Below are 19,780 nucleotides of genomic sequence, written 5' to 3'. Positions count from 1 at the left end.
CAGCTAAAAAACTTCAATGGGCAGCATAGCAATCACTATATCCACCCTAAATAAGTCAATTCCTATTCTTTATATAATTTTAATTTTATTAACAATAAGTTACATAATGATTTCCATTATTAACATCTTAAAAATTTCACCTATCTGTGTACTATACTAGCAGCTTTTAGCTGGCAATTAATCCTTATCAATTGTTTTGATTATCAATCATAGTCAATTAAACTCAATCGACACCTCATTCACTCACGATGAATTTATTCTGCTAATATTACTCGCGGATTTTGCCCAACGATTCAGGGATAATTATGATAGAACTCAAAAAACCTAAGATTTTGAATATTAGACATATCGCCCGTTCAAATCTATTCAGTATTCAGTCGGTTGATCTTGAATTCAGTAATGGCGAAAAACGAGTTTATGAGCGAATGACGCCCGCCAAGCGCGAAGCTGTACTCATTGTACCCATTATTGATAACCATCTGATCCTAATTCGAGAATATGCGGTCGGCATTGAAAACTATGAACTAGGCTTTCCTAAAGGTGCTATCGACCCCGGAGAAACGCCACTTGAGGCTGCAGAACGAGAATTGAAAGAAGAGATTGGCTTTGGAGCACATAAAATGGAGCAAATGGCTAAATTAACCATGTCCCCGTCTTATTTTTCCAGCAAAATGAATATTTTAATAGCCCAAGAATTGTATAGTGAAAAATTAGAAGGTGATGAACCTGAACCACTGCAACAGGTTCGTTGGCCACTTGAACGGATGATGGAACTGCTCGATCATCCTGATTTTAATGAAGCCCGCAATATCAGCGCATTATTCTATACTGAGCGCTATCTTAGCGGCCAAAAATGACCGCTAATTTACAATAATAGCGCATAAACTGACCCCCATAACTGGCGGTCAGTCCATTCTAAAATAACTCTTGGCTCTCACCATTATCTTCAAAAATTGAAGTACCAACCTCTTCAATCGCATAGTCTTTTGGCTCGGTACCTTCAATAAAATACTCTTTACGAGTACTCGAAGAGCTTCCGGTTGCCAGCTTACCCGTTTTACGATCAATAGTTACTGAGATAATACCTTTCGGTGGCGCCATCATAGTTTGCGGCACGCCTTCTAGAACAACCTTCATAAAGTCATCCCAAATCGGTTGTGCGCTCTTTGCACCCGCTTCACCACCACTGGCAGCTGTACGGCCTAATGAGCGTTTGTTATCATCGAAACCAATCCAAGTCGTCGCTACGATCCCCGGCCCATATCCAGAGAACCACGCATCTTTTGAACTGTTAGTTGTTCCGGTTTTCCCACCAATATCTCGACGGTTATTCAGATCACGCGCGGCTCGCCAACCAGTACCTGACCAGCCAGGTTCACCATAAATATTGGTCATCATGGCATCACGAATTAAAAACGCTAATGGTGTACTGATGACATGAGGCGCATATTGCTGTTCTTTATTATCTTCATCATCCAGTGAGGCGATATCTAGCTCAGCTTGTGGTTCAACAACAATCACTGGTTTATCAGACTGAGCTACATCTTCAACCGATTCATCTGCAACAATATTGTTATCAATTGATTTTTCTGTTTCACCATAAATTACCGGAATATCAGTACATTCAGGGCAAGCAATTTTCGGCTTAGCTTCAAAAATAATCTCATTCTGACTATTCTCTATTTTGCTAATAAAATAAGGATCAACTAAATAACCGCCGTTTGACATGACAGCGAACCCACGTGCCATTTGCATCGGTGTAAATGAAGGTGCGCCAAGCGCGAGTGCTTCAGTACGTACAATATTTTCACGCGGAAACCCAAAGCGAGTTAAGTAATCGGCAGCATAATCAACGCCCATCGCGCGCATTGCTCGAACCATAACCACGTTTTTTGACTGCCCTAAACCTTGACGTAAACGGATTGGCCCATCATAGCGTGGTGGTGAATTCTTTGGTCGCCAATCCGAACCAGCGCCTGCATCCCAACGACTAATCGGCACATCATTTAATAATGAAGCCAGCGTTAATCCTTTATCCATCGCCGCGGTATACAAGAACGGTTTTATATTAGAACCAACTTGGCGTAATGATTGAGTGACACGATTAAACTCACTCATATTAAAATCAAACCCACCCACGAGAGCAATAATCGCCCCATCATGTGGATTTAATGCAATCAACGCACCGTTAACATCAGGAACTTGCGCCAACCACCAGCTGTCCTTAACTTGACGAACCCAAACCTGCTCACCCGCTTTTACAACAGAATCGACCGAACGCGGTGTTGGCCCCTGTTGATGATCAGAAATAAATTTACGAGCCCAGCGAACTCCCGCAAGCGATATTTGTTCTGTTGATCCATCCGCTAACATAACCTGAGCTTGATTCGCATCGGCACTCATCACCACTGCAGGCATTAATGGCCCATACACCGGTGATTTTTTTAATACGCTAGTAATTTTTTCCGCATCCCATGCCGGTTCTTGTGCGGCCCATAGCACCGCAGTAGGCCCCCGGTAACCGTGACGGATATCGTATTCAATTAAATTATTACGCACAGCATCAGTGGCAGAAAGCTGATCTTTTCGAACTACGGTGGTATAGACTTTATAGCCATCAGTATATGCATCCTCACCGTATTTTTCATACAATGCCTGACGTGCCATTTCAGATAGATAAGGGGCTGAAAAATCTATTTTTGGTGCGTGATATGACGCTTCAATATCTTCACTTTTGGCTTGTTCATATTGAGCTTGGTCAATATATTTTTCTTCCAGCATACGATTCAATACGACATTACGTCGATTCACCGCACGCTCATGTGAATACAGCGGATTAAATGTCGATGGCGCTTTGGGTAATCCGGCAATCATCGCAATTTCGCTCAAGGTCAATTCATTGACCGATTTACCAAAATAGACATACGCCGCAGCACCCACGCCATAAGCACGATTGCCGAGATATATTTTATTCAGATACAGCTCCATGATTTCATCTTTGGTAAAAATCTGCTCGATTCTTATTGCCAAAAATGCTTCTTTTGCTTTACGCATCAAAGTTTTTTCAGGACTTAAATAAAAGTTTCTCGCCAGCTGTTGAGTGATTGTACTCGCCCCTTGAGAAGCATGCCCTGAAGTTGCCATCACAGAAACTGCGCGGAAAATACCAATAGGATCAATACCATGATGCTCGTAAAAACGACTATCTTCTGTCGCGATAAAGGCATGTACCATTAACGGTGGAATTTCGTTTAATGCTAATGGAATACGGCGTTTCTCACCATACTGAGCAATTAACTCACCCTCTGCACTGAAAATCTGCATCGGCGTTTGTAAGCGGATGTCTTTCATTGCTGCAACATCAGGTAACTCAGCTTCGACATATTTGTACATGCCAAATACAGAAGCGGCTCCCAAAACAATGCAACAAATGACAATAATAAAAAGATATTTTACGAACTTCACCTGATAATTTCCATGCTCAACATATTGGAGGGGATTAGATATAGCCGGCGCGTAGTATAAAGCTTATACAAAGCAATAGAAAACCTAATTTATAAATCGATAATATGGAAATTATCTATGTATTTACAAAAATGGCGCATTGGCATTGACCTATCATTAAATAAAATTCAGCTAGTTGCGGCAAAAAAACAACGCGATAGATGGTATTTATGTGAGTGTTGGCAGCAGGATCTTCCTGCCACAATATTCAATGAGATAACACCGATAATACTACAAAATATTTTGACTAAATGGCGTCAGAAATTACCGAAATCTTGCGATGTACGCTTAGCTTTCCCGTTATTACGTACAATAAAACATCAGTTTGTATTATCAGAACATATTTCAACCAAAGAACCTGAATTCAGCTGGTATATACAATCACAGACCAAAAAACAATTCCCAATGAATGCAGATGAGCTTATTTTTGATTACCAAATTATAGCGCAGAACGTCTACCTTAGTGGAGCACGTAAATCAGATATTATTTTTTGGTCCGATCTATTAAAAATTTGTGGTTTTGATCTCACCACAATTGATATCGCCCCCAATGCATTACGTTATGCAGCGCAATATGCCGGTATACCCGATGATAGCTGGTTAATCTATTATCGAGATAATGAATGGCTATGGGCAGGCCCCACTCGTCAACCGGGCTGTTATAACTACGCAGTCACCGCAGAAGTACCGACATTTAGTCAGCTAATTGACCAACTCCCTACCGATTCTTCGACAAATACACTGCCAATATACTATATCGGCGATAAATGCATCGGCGATAAATGCGAACCTGCTGCTTCGCAGCACTGGCAACTGCATCAAGCATTTTATCAGTTGGCGACTAAGCTCCCTCACCAATTGGGTGATTTTGTTATCGCAGCGGGGCTAACTTTGCGACCTGAGGATAAATAATGCTAAAAATCAATTTATTACCTTGGAGAACTCGGCATCTAAAGTTACGTAGAAAAAAATATCTTCTTACGGTTGGATGGCTAATATCGAGTTTGCTAATCATAATTATATTCGCTGAAAAACAGCAGCGATTAGCGATAAATTTGCTGAATCACCAAGTTACCGAGATAAATAATACCCAGAAAAATCAGCATAATCAGCTTAAAGCGCTTCAACAACAACAGCGCCATTATGACCAATTACAATTATTATCTACCTCACAACAACAGCAACGACTGAAGATCCAACAACATTTAGAGTTACTTAAAAGCTTACCTCAACTATTACCCCCTAATAGCTGGCTAGATAAACTATCGCATCAAGATAACCAACTTGAATTAAATATAAACAGCTATTTACTCAATGAGATAATGACGTTAATCACTGACTTTCAACACTCTCGATTATTAACTCATCTCTATCCGCATCAAATGAAGCGCTCTACCTTAGCTATCAATCAACTTTCATTAAAAGCCTATTGGCAGGATATCGAAAATGCAGATATTCAATAATCTCTCTCTTTGGTATCGGCCAGCATGGCAACTGAACATAATTATAATGATATTTATAGTGTTTATTTCTATCGGATATTATTTGTTCTTTTGGCACAGCCACCGGGAAACCATCAACCGGCTACATATTGAGATGCAACAGAAAAAATTTTTACTGCAACGAGATGCTGATGCTATCCATCAGCTACCAACCACCCAACAATTTAATTCGCAAAATGAACAACTTAAACGCCGCCTACAAACGCAGCCAATAAAGGCGATTGAATTAATGTATCTATTAAAAATACCATTAGATAAATCAGGCGTCACAATCAATCATTGGCGCCCAATATCAACGGCAGAAAATCAATATTACCTTGAGGTTTCAGGTGATTACTTCCAAATAATTAACTTCCTCGAACTAGTGGTACAAGCACTACCTACACTGATTTTAGATAAATTACTATTACAACCAAAAAAGGGAGAATTATTCGGCTTATTCACACTGACGTTATTTAAGGATGAAAAAAATAATGCATCGGAACAGTAATCTACTAACGCTATTATTAACGTTAATACCGCTGACAGCCTTAGCTGTACAGCCCTCGCTAAAAGATCCCTTTCATGCTCCTGAATTTCAAGATCAACAGCCGCTAATCTCAGTGACAAAAAGCCTTGATCCGCCTATCCCAATAGAGACACCGACCAGTCGGAAAATTATTAAGTTACTCACCATTGACGCAACAAAAATTGCCAACGTTCTCAAAAACTATCAACCGCCTATCTTATCAAAACAAGCAAAAATAACCGTCGACAGCTTTACTAATAGCCTTATTTTACAAGAAAATACCGACAACTTACCGCTAATTATCAACTGGCTAAAGGAAGCTGATGTCCCCAACCAGCAAGTCCAAATAACCGCCCATATTATTAGTAGTGGACGAGAAGCCTTACAAGAGTTGGGATTAAACTGGGGAATGTCTGGAGAAGGTAGTGCCAGCAATATCGCCGACAAATATACACAATATCAAAGCAACACCGGTAGCTTAGCGCTAAATTTACTTAAAATTAAAAATAGTTTTCTGTCAGTAAAATTAAATGCTCTAGAACAGAAAAAGCTCCTCACTATTATCGCTAGCCCGAGACTAATGGCATCTCATAATAAACCAGCCAGCATTAAACAAGGCACCGAAATTCCTTATGTTACGTCTCAAGATGAAAAAAATAATAGTACCGTTCAATTTAAAGATGCCGTGCTGGGTATGGAAGTTACTCCGTCCATACAACGCAATGGTCAAATTTCGTTGTTACTCAAGATTAGCCATAACTCACCTAGCGCGGCTTTAACGTTCGGTGAAAATAAACATTTATCGATTAACAAACAAGAAATAAATACTTCAGTCACAATTAAACATGGTGAAACCTTAATTCTTGGTGGTATTTTTCAACAAAAACAAGAAGAAACAAAACTTTCAGTTCCATTTCTTGCTGATATTCCGCTACTGGGTAAGCTTTTCATAAATACTGATGAACAAGTGAGCCGTAGAGAGTTGGTGATATTTATTACGCCCCATTTGATTGATATTTAATCTAATATTTTTTTAATTGTTATAATTCAATAGGTTGATATCAAAAAAGCCTTCAATTTCTAGGGTTATGTTTTATTTCTTTCGTAAACCTGACCGGATAAATTTGACGCTGGGACAGATTTATCATACAAGGTTACCCATTGAGTGTTTTGACTAACATCGGCTGAAAAAACAAACAAACCGCTATTTAATAAATAGAGGTTAAAATAATTAGTTTGAAAATAAACTGACGCACTGATTTTTACGTACAATTTTACGTACAATATTGATGGGAAATACACGATTTCTTGTGTACCCCCCTCAATAAAAGTAAAAATCAGACCTGTCAACAAAGGATTGTCACTTTATTGTTAAACTGACTTATTTATATGGTTGCAATATAGGCTGATGTACTGAGATAATTTTATCATCTGAGCTCACTTTATCACTCATGAGGTTTCAGTTTAGGTCCCGCCGCTAATTTTATTGGCGGGGCGGGTTATCATTAACGAATAATCTTAGTAATACCAAAAACATGGCAGAGAAACGCAATATCTTTCTAGTTGGACCTATGGGTGCCGGCAAAAGCACTATTGGTCGCCAGCTGGCGCAACAGCTCAATATGGAATTCTTCGACTCCGATCACGAAATCGAGCGACGTACTGGTGCAGATGTAGGCTGGGTATTTGACTTGGAAGGTGAAGAAGGCTTCCGCGAACGTGAAGAAAAAGTCATTAACGAGCTCACTGAAAAACAAGGCATCGTTTTAGCAACCGGTGGCGGTTCGGTGAAATCGAAAGAAACCCGTAATCGTCTGTCAGCCCGTGGTGTCGTTGTCTATTTAGAAACCACGATTGAAAAACAATTAGCTCGTACTCAACGTGATAAAAAACGCCCTCTTTTACAAGTGGATGAGCCAGCCCGTGAAGTGTTAGAAAAACTGGCCGAAGAACGTAATCCACTGTACGAAGAAGTCGCTGATATCACTATTCATACCGATGAACAAAGCGCAAAAGTAGTGGCAAATCAAATTATTGATATGCTGGAAAAAAACTAGTCCTGCAGATTGTTTATTTTAGTAGCAATGAGCAAAAGGTAAACGCGACATGGAAAAAGTAACTGTGACTTTGGGTGAACGTAGCTACCCAATCACCATTGCATCTGGATTATTTTCACAAACAGATGCTTTCCTGCCTCTAAAATCTGGGCAGCGAGTTATGATTGTCACAAATGAAACCCTCGCACCGCTGTATCTCGAAAGTGTTAAACGCACATTAGAGAACCAGGGTGTAAAGGTTGATTCTGTTGTTTTACCCGACGGCGAAAAGTATAAATCATTGTTGATCATGAACGATGTTTTTACTGCATTGCTCGAAAAACATCACGGGCGTGATACCACCCTCATTGCATTAGGGGGTGGTGTGATCGGTGATTTAACCGGTTTTGCTGCTGCAAGCTACCAGCGTGGCGTTCCATTTATTCAAGTTCCTACAACACTGCTTTCACAGGTAGACTCTTCTGTTGGAGGAAAAACCGCAGTCAATCATCCTTTAGGTAAAAACATGATTGGGGCATTTTATCAGCCCACATCAGTGATTATTGATCTCGATTGCCTAAAAACATTACCAAAACGAGAGCTATCATCAGGTCTTGCAGAAGTAATTAAATACGGCATTATTCTTGATGGTGAATTTTTTAGCTGGCTAGAAAATCACATTAATGAGTTGGTGATTCTGGATAACCAAGCAATGGCCTACTGTATTCGCCGTTGTTGTGAACTAAAAGCGCAAGTCGTTGCTTCTGATGAAAAAGAAACCCGTGGATTACGAGCTCTGCTCAATCTAGGACATACTTTTGGTCACGCCATCGAGGCCGAAATGGGTTATGGGGTTTGGTTACACGGGGAAGCTGTTTCCGCAGGCATGGTGATGGCAGCCAGAGCCGCCGAGCTTGCGGGCTCATTTAGTGAGGGCGATACTCAACGAATTATCACACTGCTACAACGCGCTAATTTGCCCGTCTGTGGCCCTACAGAAATGACTCCTGACGATTATCTTCCTCATATGATGCGAGATAAAAAGGTCATGGGTGGAAAGTTGCATCTCATTTTACCGACCAAAATTGGCGATTCTGAATTACGTGCAGATATTGGCGCAGATATCGTTCTACAGGCGATCAAAATGTGCCTTCCATAATTAATTAACTGATATAAACCGTATTTTTACTTACAGCCAGAAAAAAACATCGATAAATAGCAATGTTTTTAAATCCCTCTAGCGAATATGGCTTAAAATCGTTAAATTATACGCTCGTATTATTATTTATCTGTATTATCCTTACATCCCCCCTATTTTTAGCGGGTGAAAGTAAGCTAAATACAGGCTATAGCCAAATAATTTGAGGCTGCGGTAAAGCGTCTAGTAACGCTATCATGATATGCATAAAATTATGTGATCCAGATAGTTAACATAGTGAACGCCTCTGCAACTTGAGATATCCGGGTATATAATCAATCTTTCTTTTTTATAGATTTATAGGTGAAAATTGTGGGGGGCGAAATGGACGAGTTAAAACCAGAAAATCAGTCACAAGGACAAAATGACTTGCGGCCTGATACTTCAGACCGGCCGACTGGGCGTCCTCGCCAGCCTGCCAGTAGACAAAAACCTAAATTAACGGTTTCACGCCAACATATTATGATTGGGGTCGGTGTACTGGTATTGCTATTGCTCATTATTGCAATTAGCTCTGCGCTAAAAGCGCCGACTGAGCATGAAAAACAACAGGCAAATACTACGACTGAACGAAATATTGACTTATCGTCCTCTTCATCACTAGCCAATAATGCGATGCATGGACAGCCTCAAGAAGTCACTATGCCGCCAATTAGTGGTACGCCGACTCAGAATCAATTGCCATCTCAGCGGCAAGATCTGGGCGAACGCGTTGAAATTCCAGGTGATGTGGCTGACGCTTTACATCAAGGCCAAAATTTACCTGTTGTAAATCAACAACAAACATTGCCACCCCAAGTAGTACAACCGGTCACTCCTGCTGTAACACCAAAAACAACGCAACCGGTAAAACCAACCAAAACAGAAGCTAAATCACAAACAATTACTGAGAAAAAACCCGTAGCGCCAACAAAACAAGCCACCAGCAGTATCAACGGTGGTCAAGGTGGGAAGCTAATGGCTGCCCCAGTAACTAATTATACGTTACAGCTGAGTAGCGCGAGCCGCTCGGATACCTTAAATGCGTTTGCAAAACAAAATAAACTGACTGACTACACCGTTTATAAAACTGTTCGAAATGGACAAACTTGGTATGTTCTCATCCATGGTAACTACCGTTCGGTTAATGAAGCGAAAAGGGCTATCGCTACTTTACCAAGCGCGGTTCAAGCCAAAAAACCGTGGGTAAGAAATATGAAACAAGTCCAACAAGATCAGAAAAAATAATCATCTTTTAACGTGGGCGCACTACTATGCTGTCCTGACAGAGTACTCAGTATTTACTCTAAACGTTCGTAACTATTTGACGGCATGAAAAAAAGACGCGCTTTCTTAAAATGGGCAGGCGGTAAATACCCTCTGGTTGATGATATAAAACAACATCTTCCTGAGGGTGATTGCCTGATTGAACCCTTTGTTGGTGCAGGCTCTGTATTTTTGAATACCAGCTATGATTCCTATATTCTGGCTGATATTAACAGTGACCTGATCAATCTATACAACACAGTAAAATTCCGTACAGACGATTTTATCGAACAAGTTCGAGCTGTCTTTACGCCTGAATTTAATACTTCAGAACAATATTATTTAATGCGTTCTGAATTTAATCTATCTCAAGACCCTATACGTCGTAGCGTACTTTTTCTGTATCTAAACCGCCACTGCTATAACGGTCTATGTCGATATAATTCGCGAGGTGAATTTAACGTCCCTTTTGGTCGTTATAAAAAACCTTATTTTCCAGAAGATGAATTATTGTGGTTTGCGGAAAAGTCACAAAATGCGATTTTTGTAACACAAAATTATCGCGATACACTGCTTTCAGCACAATCTGGCTCGGTTATCTATTGTGATCCACCGTATGCACCATTATCTGAAACTGCGAATTTTACCGCTTATCATACCAACAGCTTCAGTGCTCTTGAACAGCAGAACTTAGCTCAGTTAGCCTATTACTTGTCATCAGACCGCAAAATTCCAGTTCTGATTTCAAACCATGATACCCCCGCAACGCGAGAGTGGTATCATCAAGCGAAACTGCATATTGTTAAGGTCCGCCGAACGATTAGCAGCAATATATTAAATCGCAATAAAGTCAATGAGTTACTTGCTTTGTATAAAAGTAACCATCGGTATAAAACGAAAATAGAGCTGCTCGATAAATAACGACCTCATCGCCGAGTAATTAATAGGGTAATGAGTAGCCGAATAATAATTGGAGACGATAATGAAAGATTTTCTGATTGCCCCATCTATTTTATCTGCTGACTTTGCAAGATTAGGCGAAGATACAGCTAAAGTACTGGCAGCCGGTGCTGATACTGTCCATTTTGATGTTATGGATAATCATTACGTCCCTAATCTAACTTTCGGTGCTCCAATTTGTAAGGCGCTACGGGATTACGGAATTACCGCGCCAATCGATGTCCATTTGATGGTTAAACCGGTTGATCGTATTGTTCCTGATTTTGCTAAAGCGGGGGCGAGTCATATTAGCTTTCATGCTGAAGCCAGCGAACATATTGACCGTACATTACAGCTGATCAAAGAGCACGGTTGCACTGCAGGTTTGGTTCTCAATCCAGCCACACCACTAAGTTGCCTTGAGTATGTCATGGATAAACTCGATATGATCCTGTTAATGTCAGTCAATCCAGGTTTTGGCGGTCAATCGTTTATACCTCAAACGCTGCATAAGTTGCGTCAAGTCCGTAAACTGATCGATGAGAGTGGGTATAATATTCGTCTTCAAGTTGATGGCGGGATTAAAGTAGAAAATATTGCCGAAGTTGCTCAAGCTGGAGCAGATACTTTTGTTGCAGGCTCAGCTATCTTTGGTCAGCCTGACTATAAAACCGTCATTGATGATATGCGTAAAGAACTACAGAAGGTGTCACGATGACAGATAACATATTAAAAAATATCAAAGCAATAGCTTTCGATCTTGACGGTACTCTAGTCGATAGTGCCGGAGGCTTATCTGAAGCATTAGATAAAGCGCTAGTTGAACAAGGTTACCCGGCGGCAGGTAAAGAACGCGTTTCTATCTGGGTTGGTAATGGCGCAGATATTATGGTGGAACGAGCGCTTAAATGGGCAGGGGCAGAAATTACACCGGAGCTGCAACAAGCAACGCGTGATAGTTTTGATAAATATTATGCTGTTTCAGTGACAACCGGTAGCAAACTGTTCCCTAAGGTAAAAGAAACCTTAGCTGAGCTCGCCAAACATCCAGTACCATTAGCCATCGTGACCAATAAACCAACCGTATTCATTGCTCCATTACTCAAAAAATTGGCTATAGATAGCTATTTTTCATTAGTCTTGGGCGGCGACGATGTCAAACAAAAAAAACCTCATCCTGCACCGTTATATCTGACCATGGGTACTTTTGGGTTACGCAAAGAAGAATTGCTTTTTGTTGGTGATTCCCGTAATGATATTCTTGCAGCACAAGCTGCTGGCTGTCCCTGTGTGGGGATGACCTATGGTTATAACTATGGTGAATCAATCGCACTCAGTGAGCCTGACTGCGTTTTAACGCACTTTTCAGACCTGATTGCTACGATTGGTTTATCATCTTCTAAAAATTAAGGACATATAAAATGAGTGATCCCACTGCAAAACCAGCCCAGAAACCTATCGTATTCAGCGGTGCTCAGCCTTCTGGTGAATTAACTATTGGTAACTATATGGGAGCGTTACGTCAGTGGGCACAGATGCAAGATGATTACGACTGTATCTACTGTATTGTTGACCAACATGCAATTACTGTGCGCCAAGACCCAACGCAACTGCGTCAACGGACTTTAGATACTCTTGCACTTTATCTGGCCTGTGGCATCGACCCAAATAAAAGTACTATTTTTGTTCAGTCACATGTCCCACAGCATGCTCAATTAGGCTGGGCATTAAACTGCTACACTTATTTTGGTGAATTGAGCCGTATGACTCAATTTAAAGATAAATCATCTCGCCATTCTGAGAATATCAATGCGGGATTATTCGATTATCCTGTCCTGATGGCAGCAGATATCCTGATTTATCAAACCAATCAAGTCCCAGTAGGTATCGACCAAAAACAGCATTTAGAATTGAGCCGTGATATTGCTCAGCGTTTTAATGCTATTTATGGTGAGGTATTTACCGTGCCAGAGCCTTTTATTCCTAAAGGCGGTGCTCGCGTTATGGCACTACAAGATCCCAACAAAAAAATGTCTAAATCTGATGATAATCGTAATAACGTGATTACATTATTAGAAGACCCTAAATCTGCAGCGAAAAAAATCAAACGTGCAGTGACCGATTCAGAAGAGCCACCTTGTGTACGTTATGATTTAGAAAATAAACCAGGTGTATCTAATCTGCTGGATATTCTGGCGGGTATTACCAATAAAACCATCGAGCAATTAGAAACTGAATTTGCGGGTCAAATGTATGGCCATCTTAAAGGTGCTGTTGCTGATGCCGTGGCAGAAATGCTAACAAGCTTACAAGAGCGCTATCATCATTTCCGTAACGATGAAGCACTATTGAATAAAATTATGGCTGACGGCGCAGATAAAGCCGCACAACAAGCTCAGAAAACACTAGACAAAGTCTATGATGTTATCGGTTTCGTAAAACGCCCATAATTTTTCTGACTTAATATTATCAGCCGTAAGATATTTTGAGTTAAACGCTAACAGGCGACTCCTATTAGAGTGGCCTGTTTTTATTTTATTATTTTTTATCCGCGCTCATGCTCTATGGTTAAGAACTAAATGATCTATGGTTAAAAACTAATAAGCTGTGGCGAATAAATTATTCCACATTAATCAATTCTTCATCAACTGATTTCTAATAACATTCTTGCCTGATTAAAATGGTTCCACAAACACCACTTGATCACGGGCGATCATGATATTTTAATGGCTGATCTTAGTAAAATAGCCTGATCGTCAAATCGTGTTAGAGATTATTTCATCCTTAATCGTGGCCGAATAAGCGACGATTAAAATCTTCAATGCGCTTATCTTCAATACGCTTCTGCATGGTATAACTCCAACTAGCGGATAATCCACTCGCAGAAAGTAACCGCCGATACAGACTCATATCGAAAGGCAGATGAAAAGCAATGGCGATAGCCTCTTTGACTGAAACATCACTATTACGACTCAGCAGCTGTAATGAAGCATTTTCGCTAACAGAACCACCTTTTATAACGCGATATAACCATCCACAACGACCGCTATTTTGTAAGGTTAATGAGAAATTTTCTAATCCGGTCATTCGATTCAGTTTATAACAGGGTGAACGTGGTTGAGTCACTTGGATCATCCCGTCTCCCCAGCGATAAATATCCCCAATAAAGACATTCTCTTCATTCATACCAGTTGTAGATAGATTTTCACCAAATGCAGGCGCGATAAATAAATCAATTAACTCAGGGTAGCATTGGCTCCAATAATGATAATGTTCGGCCGGATATTGGCAAAGCGCTCTATCGGGTCCCCCATGAAATTTTTTTTCAGCTTGCTCATCTCCCGCAAGACCCAGAGGTAATAATTGCAGTAATCCCCCGACTTGATGTTTATCTATTCCACTGTTACCGCAATGCCCTGTAGGTTGAACTTTTCCGATAAAGACTTGAGGATGATACTCCATTAATTAGTCTCCAAACGACATCAAAATAACGTTGAGAATGAGAGCATAAAGAAAGGCATCGAAGATAACAACGAGGTTAATTAAGTTTAGGATATAATGGGATTTTTAGACTGGATTATAGAGTAGAACGTTAATTTATTAATTAAAAATGCATGGCTAAAAAGCTCAGCCATGCAAAAATATTTATAATTAATCGGGCTAATTATTTGGCATCAAAGCGTTTAGCTGCTTCATCCCAGTTAACTACTGACCAGAAGGCTTTAATATAGTCAGGACGACGATTTTGATATTTCAGATAATAGGCGTGCTCCCAAACATCTAAACCGATGATCGGATAACCTGATACGCCAGAAATAGCCTCACCCATTAATGGGCTATCTTGATTCGCGGTAGAAACAATGGCTAATTTACCGGCATCATTCAATACTAACCATGCCCAACCTGAACCAAAACGGGTGGCTGCTGCGGCTTCAAATTTAGCTTTAAATTCATCAACACTGCCAAAATCACGTTCAATAGCTTGTTTTAATGCACCCTTCAATTCAGTGCCTAATTTCAAGCCTTTCCAGAAAAAACTGTGATTTGAGTGCCCACCCGCATTATTGCGTAAAAAAGTACGCTTATCTGCAGGAACTTTATCCAGATTTTTAACTAACTCATCAATGTCCATACCCGCAAGTTCAGGTAATGATTCTAATGCCGTATTCGTATTATTTACATAGGTTTGATGATGTTTAGTATGATGGATTTCCATTGTTTGCTTATCAAAATGGGGTTCCAGCGCATCGTAAGCGTAAGGTAAAGCAGGTAATGTATAGCTCATATAATTGTCTCCAGTAACTTATAACCCTTGATATTCCAAATTGAAAACGAACATCAATCCAAATGTTTTGAATATATCAATTTACATCTTAGTAAATTTTTATATTCTGTGAGTCAATTGTCATTATAGTGATTTTAACATTAATGAAAATCATTATCATATCCATAATGGTATTGTGGGTTTATAAGTCAACTAAATTTACGGTCTAATTCAGTGATACATATATAAATAATCCACACAAACCTAAAAAGTAAGCTAATTAATTTAAAATTAATAGCGTTATACACCACCCCGTTATTGCGCACTAAATGTTTAATCTGAGAATATCGGTACATTTAATACGTGATCTTCCGCTCAAAATAAAAACAAATTCTTAATTACAGCTTTAGTTAACTATTTTTTGACATACTATTAACATCCGAAAGGAGATAAAAATATGACAAAAATAACTAAGCATCCGATCTCAGCTGACATTATCAATAACGCCCTGATAACCGAACAACAGTACCATGACGAATATCAATTATCCCTGCAAGATCCCGACGCGTTCTGGGGAGAAAAAGGAAAAATTATTGATTGGATTAAGCCCTACACTCGGGTAAAAAATACCTCTTTTGATCCCGGCCATATTAATATCCGCTGGTTCGAAGATGGTACTTTAAATTTAAGCGCTAACTGTCTTGATCGTCATTTGAGTCAACGAGGCGATCATACCGCCATCATTTGGGAAGGCGATGACCCTTCTCACTCTAAAAATATTACCTATCGTGAACTTCATACTGAGGTATGTCGCTTTGCCAATGTATTAAAACAGTGCGGTATTCAAAAAGGCGATGTAGTTGCTATCTATATGCCAATGGTGCCAGAAGCAGCAGTAGCTATGTTAGCTTGTGCTCGTATCGGAGCGATTCATACCGTTATTTTTGCCGGGTTTTCTCCTGAAGCAGTTTCGGGCCGAATCATTGATTGTAAAGCAAAATTAGTGATTACTGCCGATGAAGGTCTTCGTGCTGGTAGAAGTATTCCATTGAAAAAAAATGTCGACGATGCCTTACTCAATCCTCAAATCACCACAATTTCAAATGTCATCGTTTATCGTCGCACCGGTAACCAAAAAAATTGGGTTAATGGGCGCGACTTGTGGTGGCATGAACTGATGCAAAATGCCAGCAATGACTGTCCGGCGGAAGAAATGAATGCCGAAGATCCCCTATTTATTCTCTATACTTCAGGCTCAACAGGGAAACCTAAAGGCGTATTACACACGACGGGAGGATATTTAGTTTATGCCTCGCTAACCTTTAAATATACCTTTGATTATCATGATGATGAGGTCTACTGGTGTACCGCCGATGTCGGCTGGGTTACCGGCCATAGCTATCTGCTCTACGGACCGTTATCGAACGGCGCTAAAACGCTAATGTTTGAAGGTGTCCCTAATTATCCTGCTGTTAATCGCATGAGCCAAATTGTGGATAAACATCAAGTGAATATCCTATATACCGCTCCAACCGCCATCCGCGCATTAATGGCAGAAGGTGATAAAGCAATCGAAGGCACAGACAGAAACTCTCTACGGATATTAGGCTCCGTAGGGGAACCAATCAATCCTGAAGCATGGGAATGGTTCTATAAAAAAATCGGTAATAGTCGCTGCCCAATAGTAGATACATGGTGGCAGACAGAAACCGGTGGCTTTATGATAACCCCATTACCCGGTGCTATCGCCTTAAAACCCGGCTCTGCGACGCTGCCATTTTTTGGCGTACGTCCAGCACTCGTGGATAATATGGGCGAAATTATTGAAGGCGCACAAGAAGGAAACTTAGTCATTGTTGATTCTTGGCCCGGTCAAGCTCGAACACTTTATGGTGATCACGATCGTTTCGAACAAACCTATTTTTCAACTTTTAAAGGTATGTATTTCAGTGGGGATGGCGCCCGTCGCGATGATGAAGGCTATTATTGGATTACCGGCCGAGTTGATGATGTACTGAATATCTCAGGGCATCGATTAGGTACCGCAGAAATTGAATCTGCTTTGGTCTCTCACCCTAAAATTGCAGAAGCAGCGGTTGTAGGTATTCCTCATAATATTAAAGGACAAGCTATTTATGCCTACGTCACTTTAAATCATGGCGAAGAACCCTCCCCTGAGCTCTATGCTGATGTTCGCCAGTGGGTACGCAAAGAAATTGGCCCAATCGCAACGCCAGATATTCTTCACTGGACAGATTCACTGCCTAAAACCCGCTCCGGTAAAATTATGCGCCGCATCTTGCGTAAAATTGCGACCGGCGATACCAGCAATCTTGGGGATACATCGACATTAGCCGATCCAAGTGTGGTTGAAAAATTATTAGAAGAAAAACAGTCCATGAACATGCCATAACGCCATGCCATAGATACCACCGAGTACACATATTCCACTATTTATTATCAATAATACACTATAGGCTACTGAAAAGTGGCCTATACAACCTCACCGATAAAAAATAACAGAGGAGAAACTCTGATGAATGATACTGTTTATCAAGAGATAGAAAATAACCCTCGCTTCAAAGAATTGGTCAAAAAACGCAGTCGTTTTTCATGGTCACTATCCCTCATCACATTAGTGCTGTATGTCAGTTTTATCTTTCTTATTGCCTTTGATCCTAGTTGGCTAGGGACACCCATATCAGCAGGTTCATATATTACCCGTGGTATTCCCGTTGGCGTTGGGCTAATCGTAATTTCATTTATTTTAACCGGACTATATGTTATTCGGGCTAATGGTGAATACGACCGCCTCACGAGTGAAATTCTTAGCGAGGTAAAAAAATGACAAAACTCCTTCTGATACTGCTGGCATTGACACCAGTAATGGTGAATGCAGAAGCACTAACAGGTGATGTTGAGCGTCAACCCGTTAATATTCAAGCGATCATTATGTTTATGATCTTTGTCGGGTTCACACTTTATATTACCTATTGGGCATCAAAAAGAACCCGTTCACGTACCGATTATTATACTGCAGGGGGTAAAATAACCGGATTTCAAAATGGTATGGCTATTGCTGGTGATTTTATGTCTGCCGCATCATTCTTGGGAATTTCAGCCCTGGTATATACCTCTGGATATGATGGCTTAATCTACTCAATCGGTTTTTTGATTGGCTGGCCAATTATTTTATTTCTGATTGCAGAACGTCTACGCAATCTGGGACGTTATACTTTTGCCGATGTTGCTTCCTACCGTTTAAAACAACGCCCTATTCGTATTCTTTCCGCTGTCGGCTCATTAGTTGTCGTTGCGCTTTATCTGATTGCTCAAATGGTTGGAGCCGGAAAACTAATTGAACTGTTATTCGGCTTAGATTATCTCGTCGCCGTAATTATCGTCGGTATATTAATGGTCATGTATGTACTCTTCGGGGGGATGCTAGCCACCACATGGGTACAAATAATCAAAGCGATATTATTGCTAGCCGGAGCAACCTTCATGGCGATCATGGTCATGAAATATGCCGATTTCAACTTTAATACTTTATTTAAGCAAGCCGTTGAAATACATAAAAATGGCCAATCAATTATGAGTCCAGGCGGATTGGTTTCCGACCCTATCTCTGCGCTGTCTCTTGGGCTGGCATTAATGTTTGGTACTGCGGGGCTACCACATATTATTATGCGTTTCTTCACTGTCAGTAATGCTAAAGAAGCTCGAAAAAGCGTATTCTATGCGACTGGATTTATTGGTTACTTCTACATTCTGACCTTTATTATTGGCTTTGGCGCTATTGTTCTCGTCAGTTCTAATCCCCAATTTAAAGATGCAGCAGGCGCATTAATCGGCGGCACCAATATGGCGGCAGTTCACCTTGCTGATGCGGTTGGCGGTAATTTATTCCTCGGTTTTATTTCTGCAGTCGCCTTCGCAACAATTCTCGCCGTCGTCGCTGGATTAACTCTTGCAGGTGCATCTGCGGTCTCGCATGATTTATATGCCATGGCGATAAAAGAAGGCAGGGCCAACGAAAAAGACGAACTCAGAGTCTCTAAAATTACCGTAGTGATCCTCGGTATTGTCGCTATCGGGCTAGGAGTTTTATTTGAAAAGCAAAATATTGCCTTTATGGTTGGCTTAGCTTTCTCTATCGCAGCCAGTTGTAACTTTCCAATTATATTGCTTTCAATGTATTGGAAAGGGCTAACAACTCGAGGAGCTCTGGCTGGGGGCTGGTTAGGATTAAGTACAGCGGTAATATTGATGATCCTTGGACCAACAATTTGGGTCGGTATACTTCATCACGAAAAACCGATCTATCCCTATGAATATCCAGCTTTATTTTCAATGATTGTGGCATTTTTCGCTTCTTGGCTATTCTCAATAACCGATAATTCGTCGCAAGGAAAAGCAGAAAAAGAGAAATTTAGAGAGCAATTTATACGTTCTCAGATTGGTTTAGGCGCAGAGCAAGGAAAATCTCACTAATATACCTCATTTCAACAACAGGCTCCTGTTACTGAAATTTAATTTAGCGGGAACAATGAAGCGCATAAATGCGCTTCATTGCCCATAAAA

The 19,780-nt window shown here is 40.5% G+C and carries 18 protein-coding genes; 15 read left to right on the top strand and 3 right to left on the bottom strand.

Annotation, left to right across the window (positions count from 1 at the left end; translation table 11 throughout):
• The first annotated feature begins 305 nt into the window (after positions 1-305).
• Positions 306-857, top strand: coding sequence for an ADP compounds hydrolase NudE (nudE, locus tag MNY66_RS00340; protein WP_047257395.1), 552 nt, complete (start codon positions 306-308; stop codon positions 855-857).
• A gap of 58 nt (positions 858-915) precedes the next feature.
• Here the strand turns inward: nudE and mrcA are convergent, their stop codons facing one another.
• Positions 916-3,465 (bottom strand): peptidoglycan glycosyltransferase/peptidoglycan DD-transpeptidase MrcA, encoded by a 2,550-nt coding sequence (mrcA, locus tag MNY66_RS00335; RefSeq protein ID WP_241501208.1) that lies wholly within the window; start codon positions 3,463-3,465, stop codon positions 916-918.
• Positions 3,466-3,582: 117 nt separating this feature from the next.
• Here mrcA and pilM point away from each other — a divergent pair, with 117 nt between their 5' ends.
• From pilM to trpS, 11 genes are all read left to right on the top strand, one after another.
• A complete protein-coding gene (pilM, locus tag MNY66_RS00330) occupies positions 3,583-4,416 on the top strand; it encodes a pilus assembly protein PilM (protein WP_241501207.1) in 834 nt (277 codons plus the stop codon).
• On the top strand, positions 4,416-4,967 hold the full coding sequence (locus MNY66_RS00325) for a PilN domain-containing protein (RefSeq protein ID WP_047257392.1): 552 nt from the start codon (positions 4,416-4,418) through the stop codon (positions 4,965-4,967). Before pilM ends, MNY66_RS00325 begins: the two co-directional genes overlap by 1 nt.
• A 133-nt stretch (positions 4,968-5,100) precedes the next feature.
• The gene (locus MNY66_RS00320) at positions 5,101-5,496 is read left to right on the top strand and encodes a hypothetical protein (protein WP_156171083.1); all 396 of its coding nucleotides are present in this window, start codon (positions 5,101-5,103) and stop codon (positions 5,494-5,496) included.
• Positions 5,480-6,535, top strand: a complete 1,056-nt coding sequence (locus MNY66_RS00315) for a hypothetical protein (RefSeq protein ID WP_047257390.1) — start codon at positions 5,480-5,482, stop codon at positions 6,533-6,535. The genes MNY66_RS00320 and MNY66_RS00315 overlap by 17 nt, the downstream gene beginning before the upstream one ends.
• A 514-nt stretch (positions 6,536-7,049) precedes the next feature.
• A complete protein-coding gene (gene aroK / locus MNY66_RS00310; RefSeq protein ID WP_047257389.1) occupies positions 7,050-7,571 on the top strand; it encodes a shikimate kinase AroK in 522 nt (173 codons plus the stop codon).
• Positions 7,572-7,620: 49 nt separating this feature from the next.
• The gene (aroB, locus tag MNY66_RS00305; RefSeq protein ID WP_241501206.1) at positions 7,621-8,709 is read left to right on the top strand and encodes a 3-dehydroquinate synthase; all 1,089 of its coding nucleotides are present in this window, start codon (positions 7,621-7,623) and stop codon (positions 8,707-8,709) included.
• 363 nt (positions 8,710-9,072) lie between these two features.
• Positions 9,073-9,975, top strand: coding sequence for an SPOR domain-containing protein (locus MNY66_RS00300; protein ID WP_241501205.1), 903 nt, complete (start codon positions 9,073-9,075; stop codon positions 9,973-9,975).
• 84 nt (positions 9,976-10,059) lie between these two features.
• The gene (gene dam, locus MNY66_RS00295; protein WP_047257387.1) at positions 10,060-10,914 is read left to right on the top strand and encodes an adenine-specific DNA-methyltransferase; all 855 of its coding nucleotides are present in this window, start codon (positions 10,060-10,062) and stop codon (positions 10,912-10,914) included.
• A 61-nt stretch (positions 10,915-10,975) separates the two neighbouring features.
• Positions 10,976-11,650 carry a ribulose-phosphate 3-epimerase gene (gene rpe, locus MNY66_RS00290; RefSeq protein WP_047257386.1) on the top strand — a complete coding sequence of 225 codons (675 nt, stop codon included), beginning with the start codon at positions 10,976-10,978 and terminating at the stop codon, positions 11,648-11,650.
• Positions 11,647-12,342: a phosphoglycolate phosphatase gene (locus MNY66_RS00285; protein WP_047257385.1), complete on the top strand. Its 696-nt coding sequence runs from the start codon at positions 11,647-11,649 to the stop codon at positions 12,340-12,342. The genes rpe and MNY66_RS00285 overlap by 4 nt, the downstream gene beginning before the upstream one ends.
• A gap of 11 nt (positions 12,343-12,353) precedes the next feature.
• Positions 12,354-13,382, top strand: coding sequence for a tryptophan--tRNA ligase (trpS, locus tag MNY66_RS00280; RefSeq protein WP_047257384.1), 1,029 nt, complete (start codon positions 12,354-12,356; stop codon positions 13,380-13,382).
• 334 nt (positions 13,383-13,716) lie between these two features.
• Here the strand turns inward: trpS and yiiM are convergent, their stop codons facing one another.
• Positions 13,717-14,394 (bottom strand): 6-hydroxyaminopurine reductase, encoded by a 678-nt coding sequence (gene yiiM / locus MNY66_RS00275; protein WP_047257383.1) that lies wholly within the window; start codon positions 14,392-14,394, stop codon positions 13,717-13,719.
• A gap of 202 nt (positions 14,395-14,596) precedes the next feature.
• The gene (gene sodA / locus MNY66_RS00270; protein ID WP_047257382.1) at positions 14,597-15,217 is read right to left on the bottom strand and encodes a superoxide dismutase [Mn]; all 621 of its coding nucleotides are present in this window, start codon (positions 15,215-15,217) and stop codon (positions 14,597-14,599) included.
• 436 nt (positions 15,218-15,653) lie between these two features.
• Between sodA and acs the strand changes: the two genes are divergently transcribed.
• The 3 genes from acs to MNY66_RS00255 all read left to right on the top strand — a co-directional run bounded on the left by acs (position 15,654) and on the right by MNY66_RS00255 (position 19,690).
• Entirely contained in the window at positions 15,654-17,609 is a 1,956-nt protein-coding gene (gene acs / locus MNY66_RS00265) for an acetate--CoA ligase (protein ID WP_047257381.1), read from the top strand.
• A 123-nt stretch (positions 17,610-17,732) separates the two neighbouring features.
• Complete coding sequence (locus MNY66_RS00260) at positions 17,733-18,044, top strand: DUF485 domain-containing protein (RefSeq protein ID WP_047257380.1); 312 nt, start codon at positions 17,733-17,735, stop codon at positions 18,042-18,044.
• On the top strand, positions 18,041-19,690 hold the full coding sequence (locus tag MNY66_RS00255) for a cation acetate symporter (protein ID WP_047257379.1): 1,650 nt from the start codon (positions 18,041-18,043) through the stop codon (positions 19,688-19,690). Before MNY66_RS00260 ends, MNY66_RS00255 begins: the two co-directional genes overlap by 4 nt.
• Positions 19,691-19,780 lie beyond the last annotated feature (90 nt).

Origin of the sequence: Moellerella wisconsensis (assembly GCF_022592395.1) — a bacterium.
GTDB lineage: Bacteria > Pseudomonadota > Gammaproteobacteria > Enterobacterales > Enterobacteriaceae > Moellerella > Moellerella wisconsensis.
The sequence above is the reverse complement of the archived record's forward strand: the minus strand, read 5'-3'. Positions and strand labels throughout refer to the sequence as shown.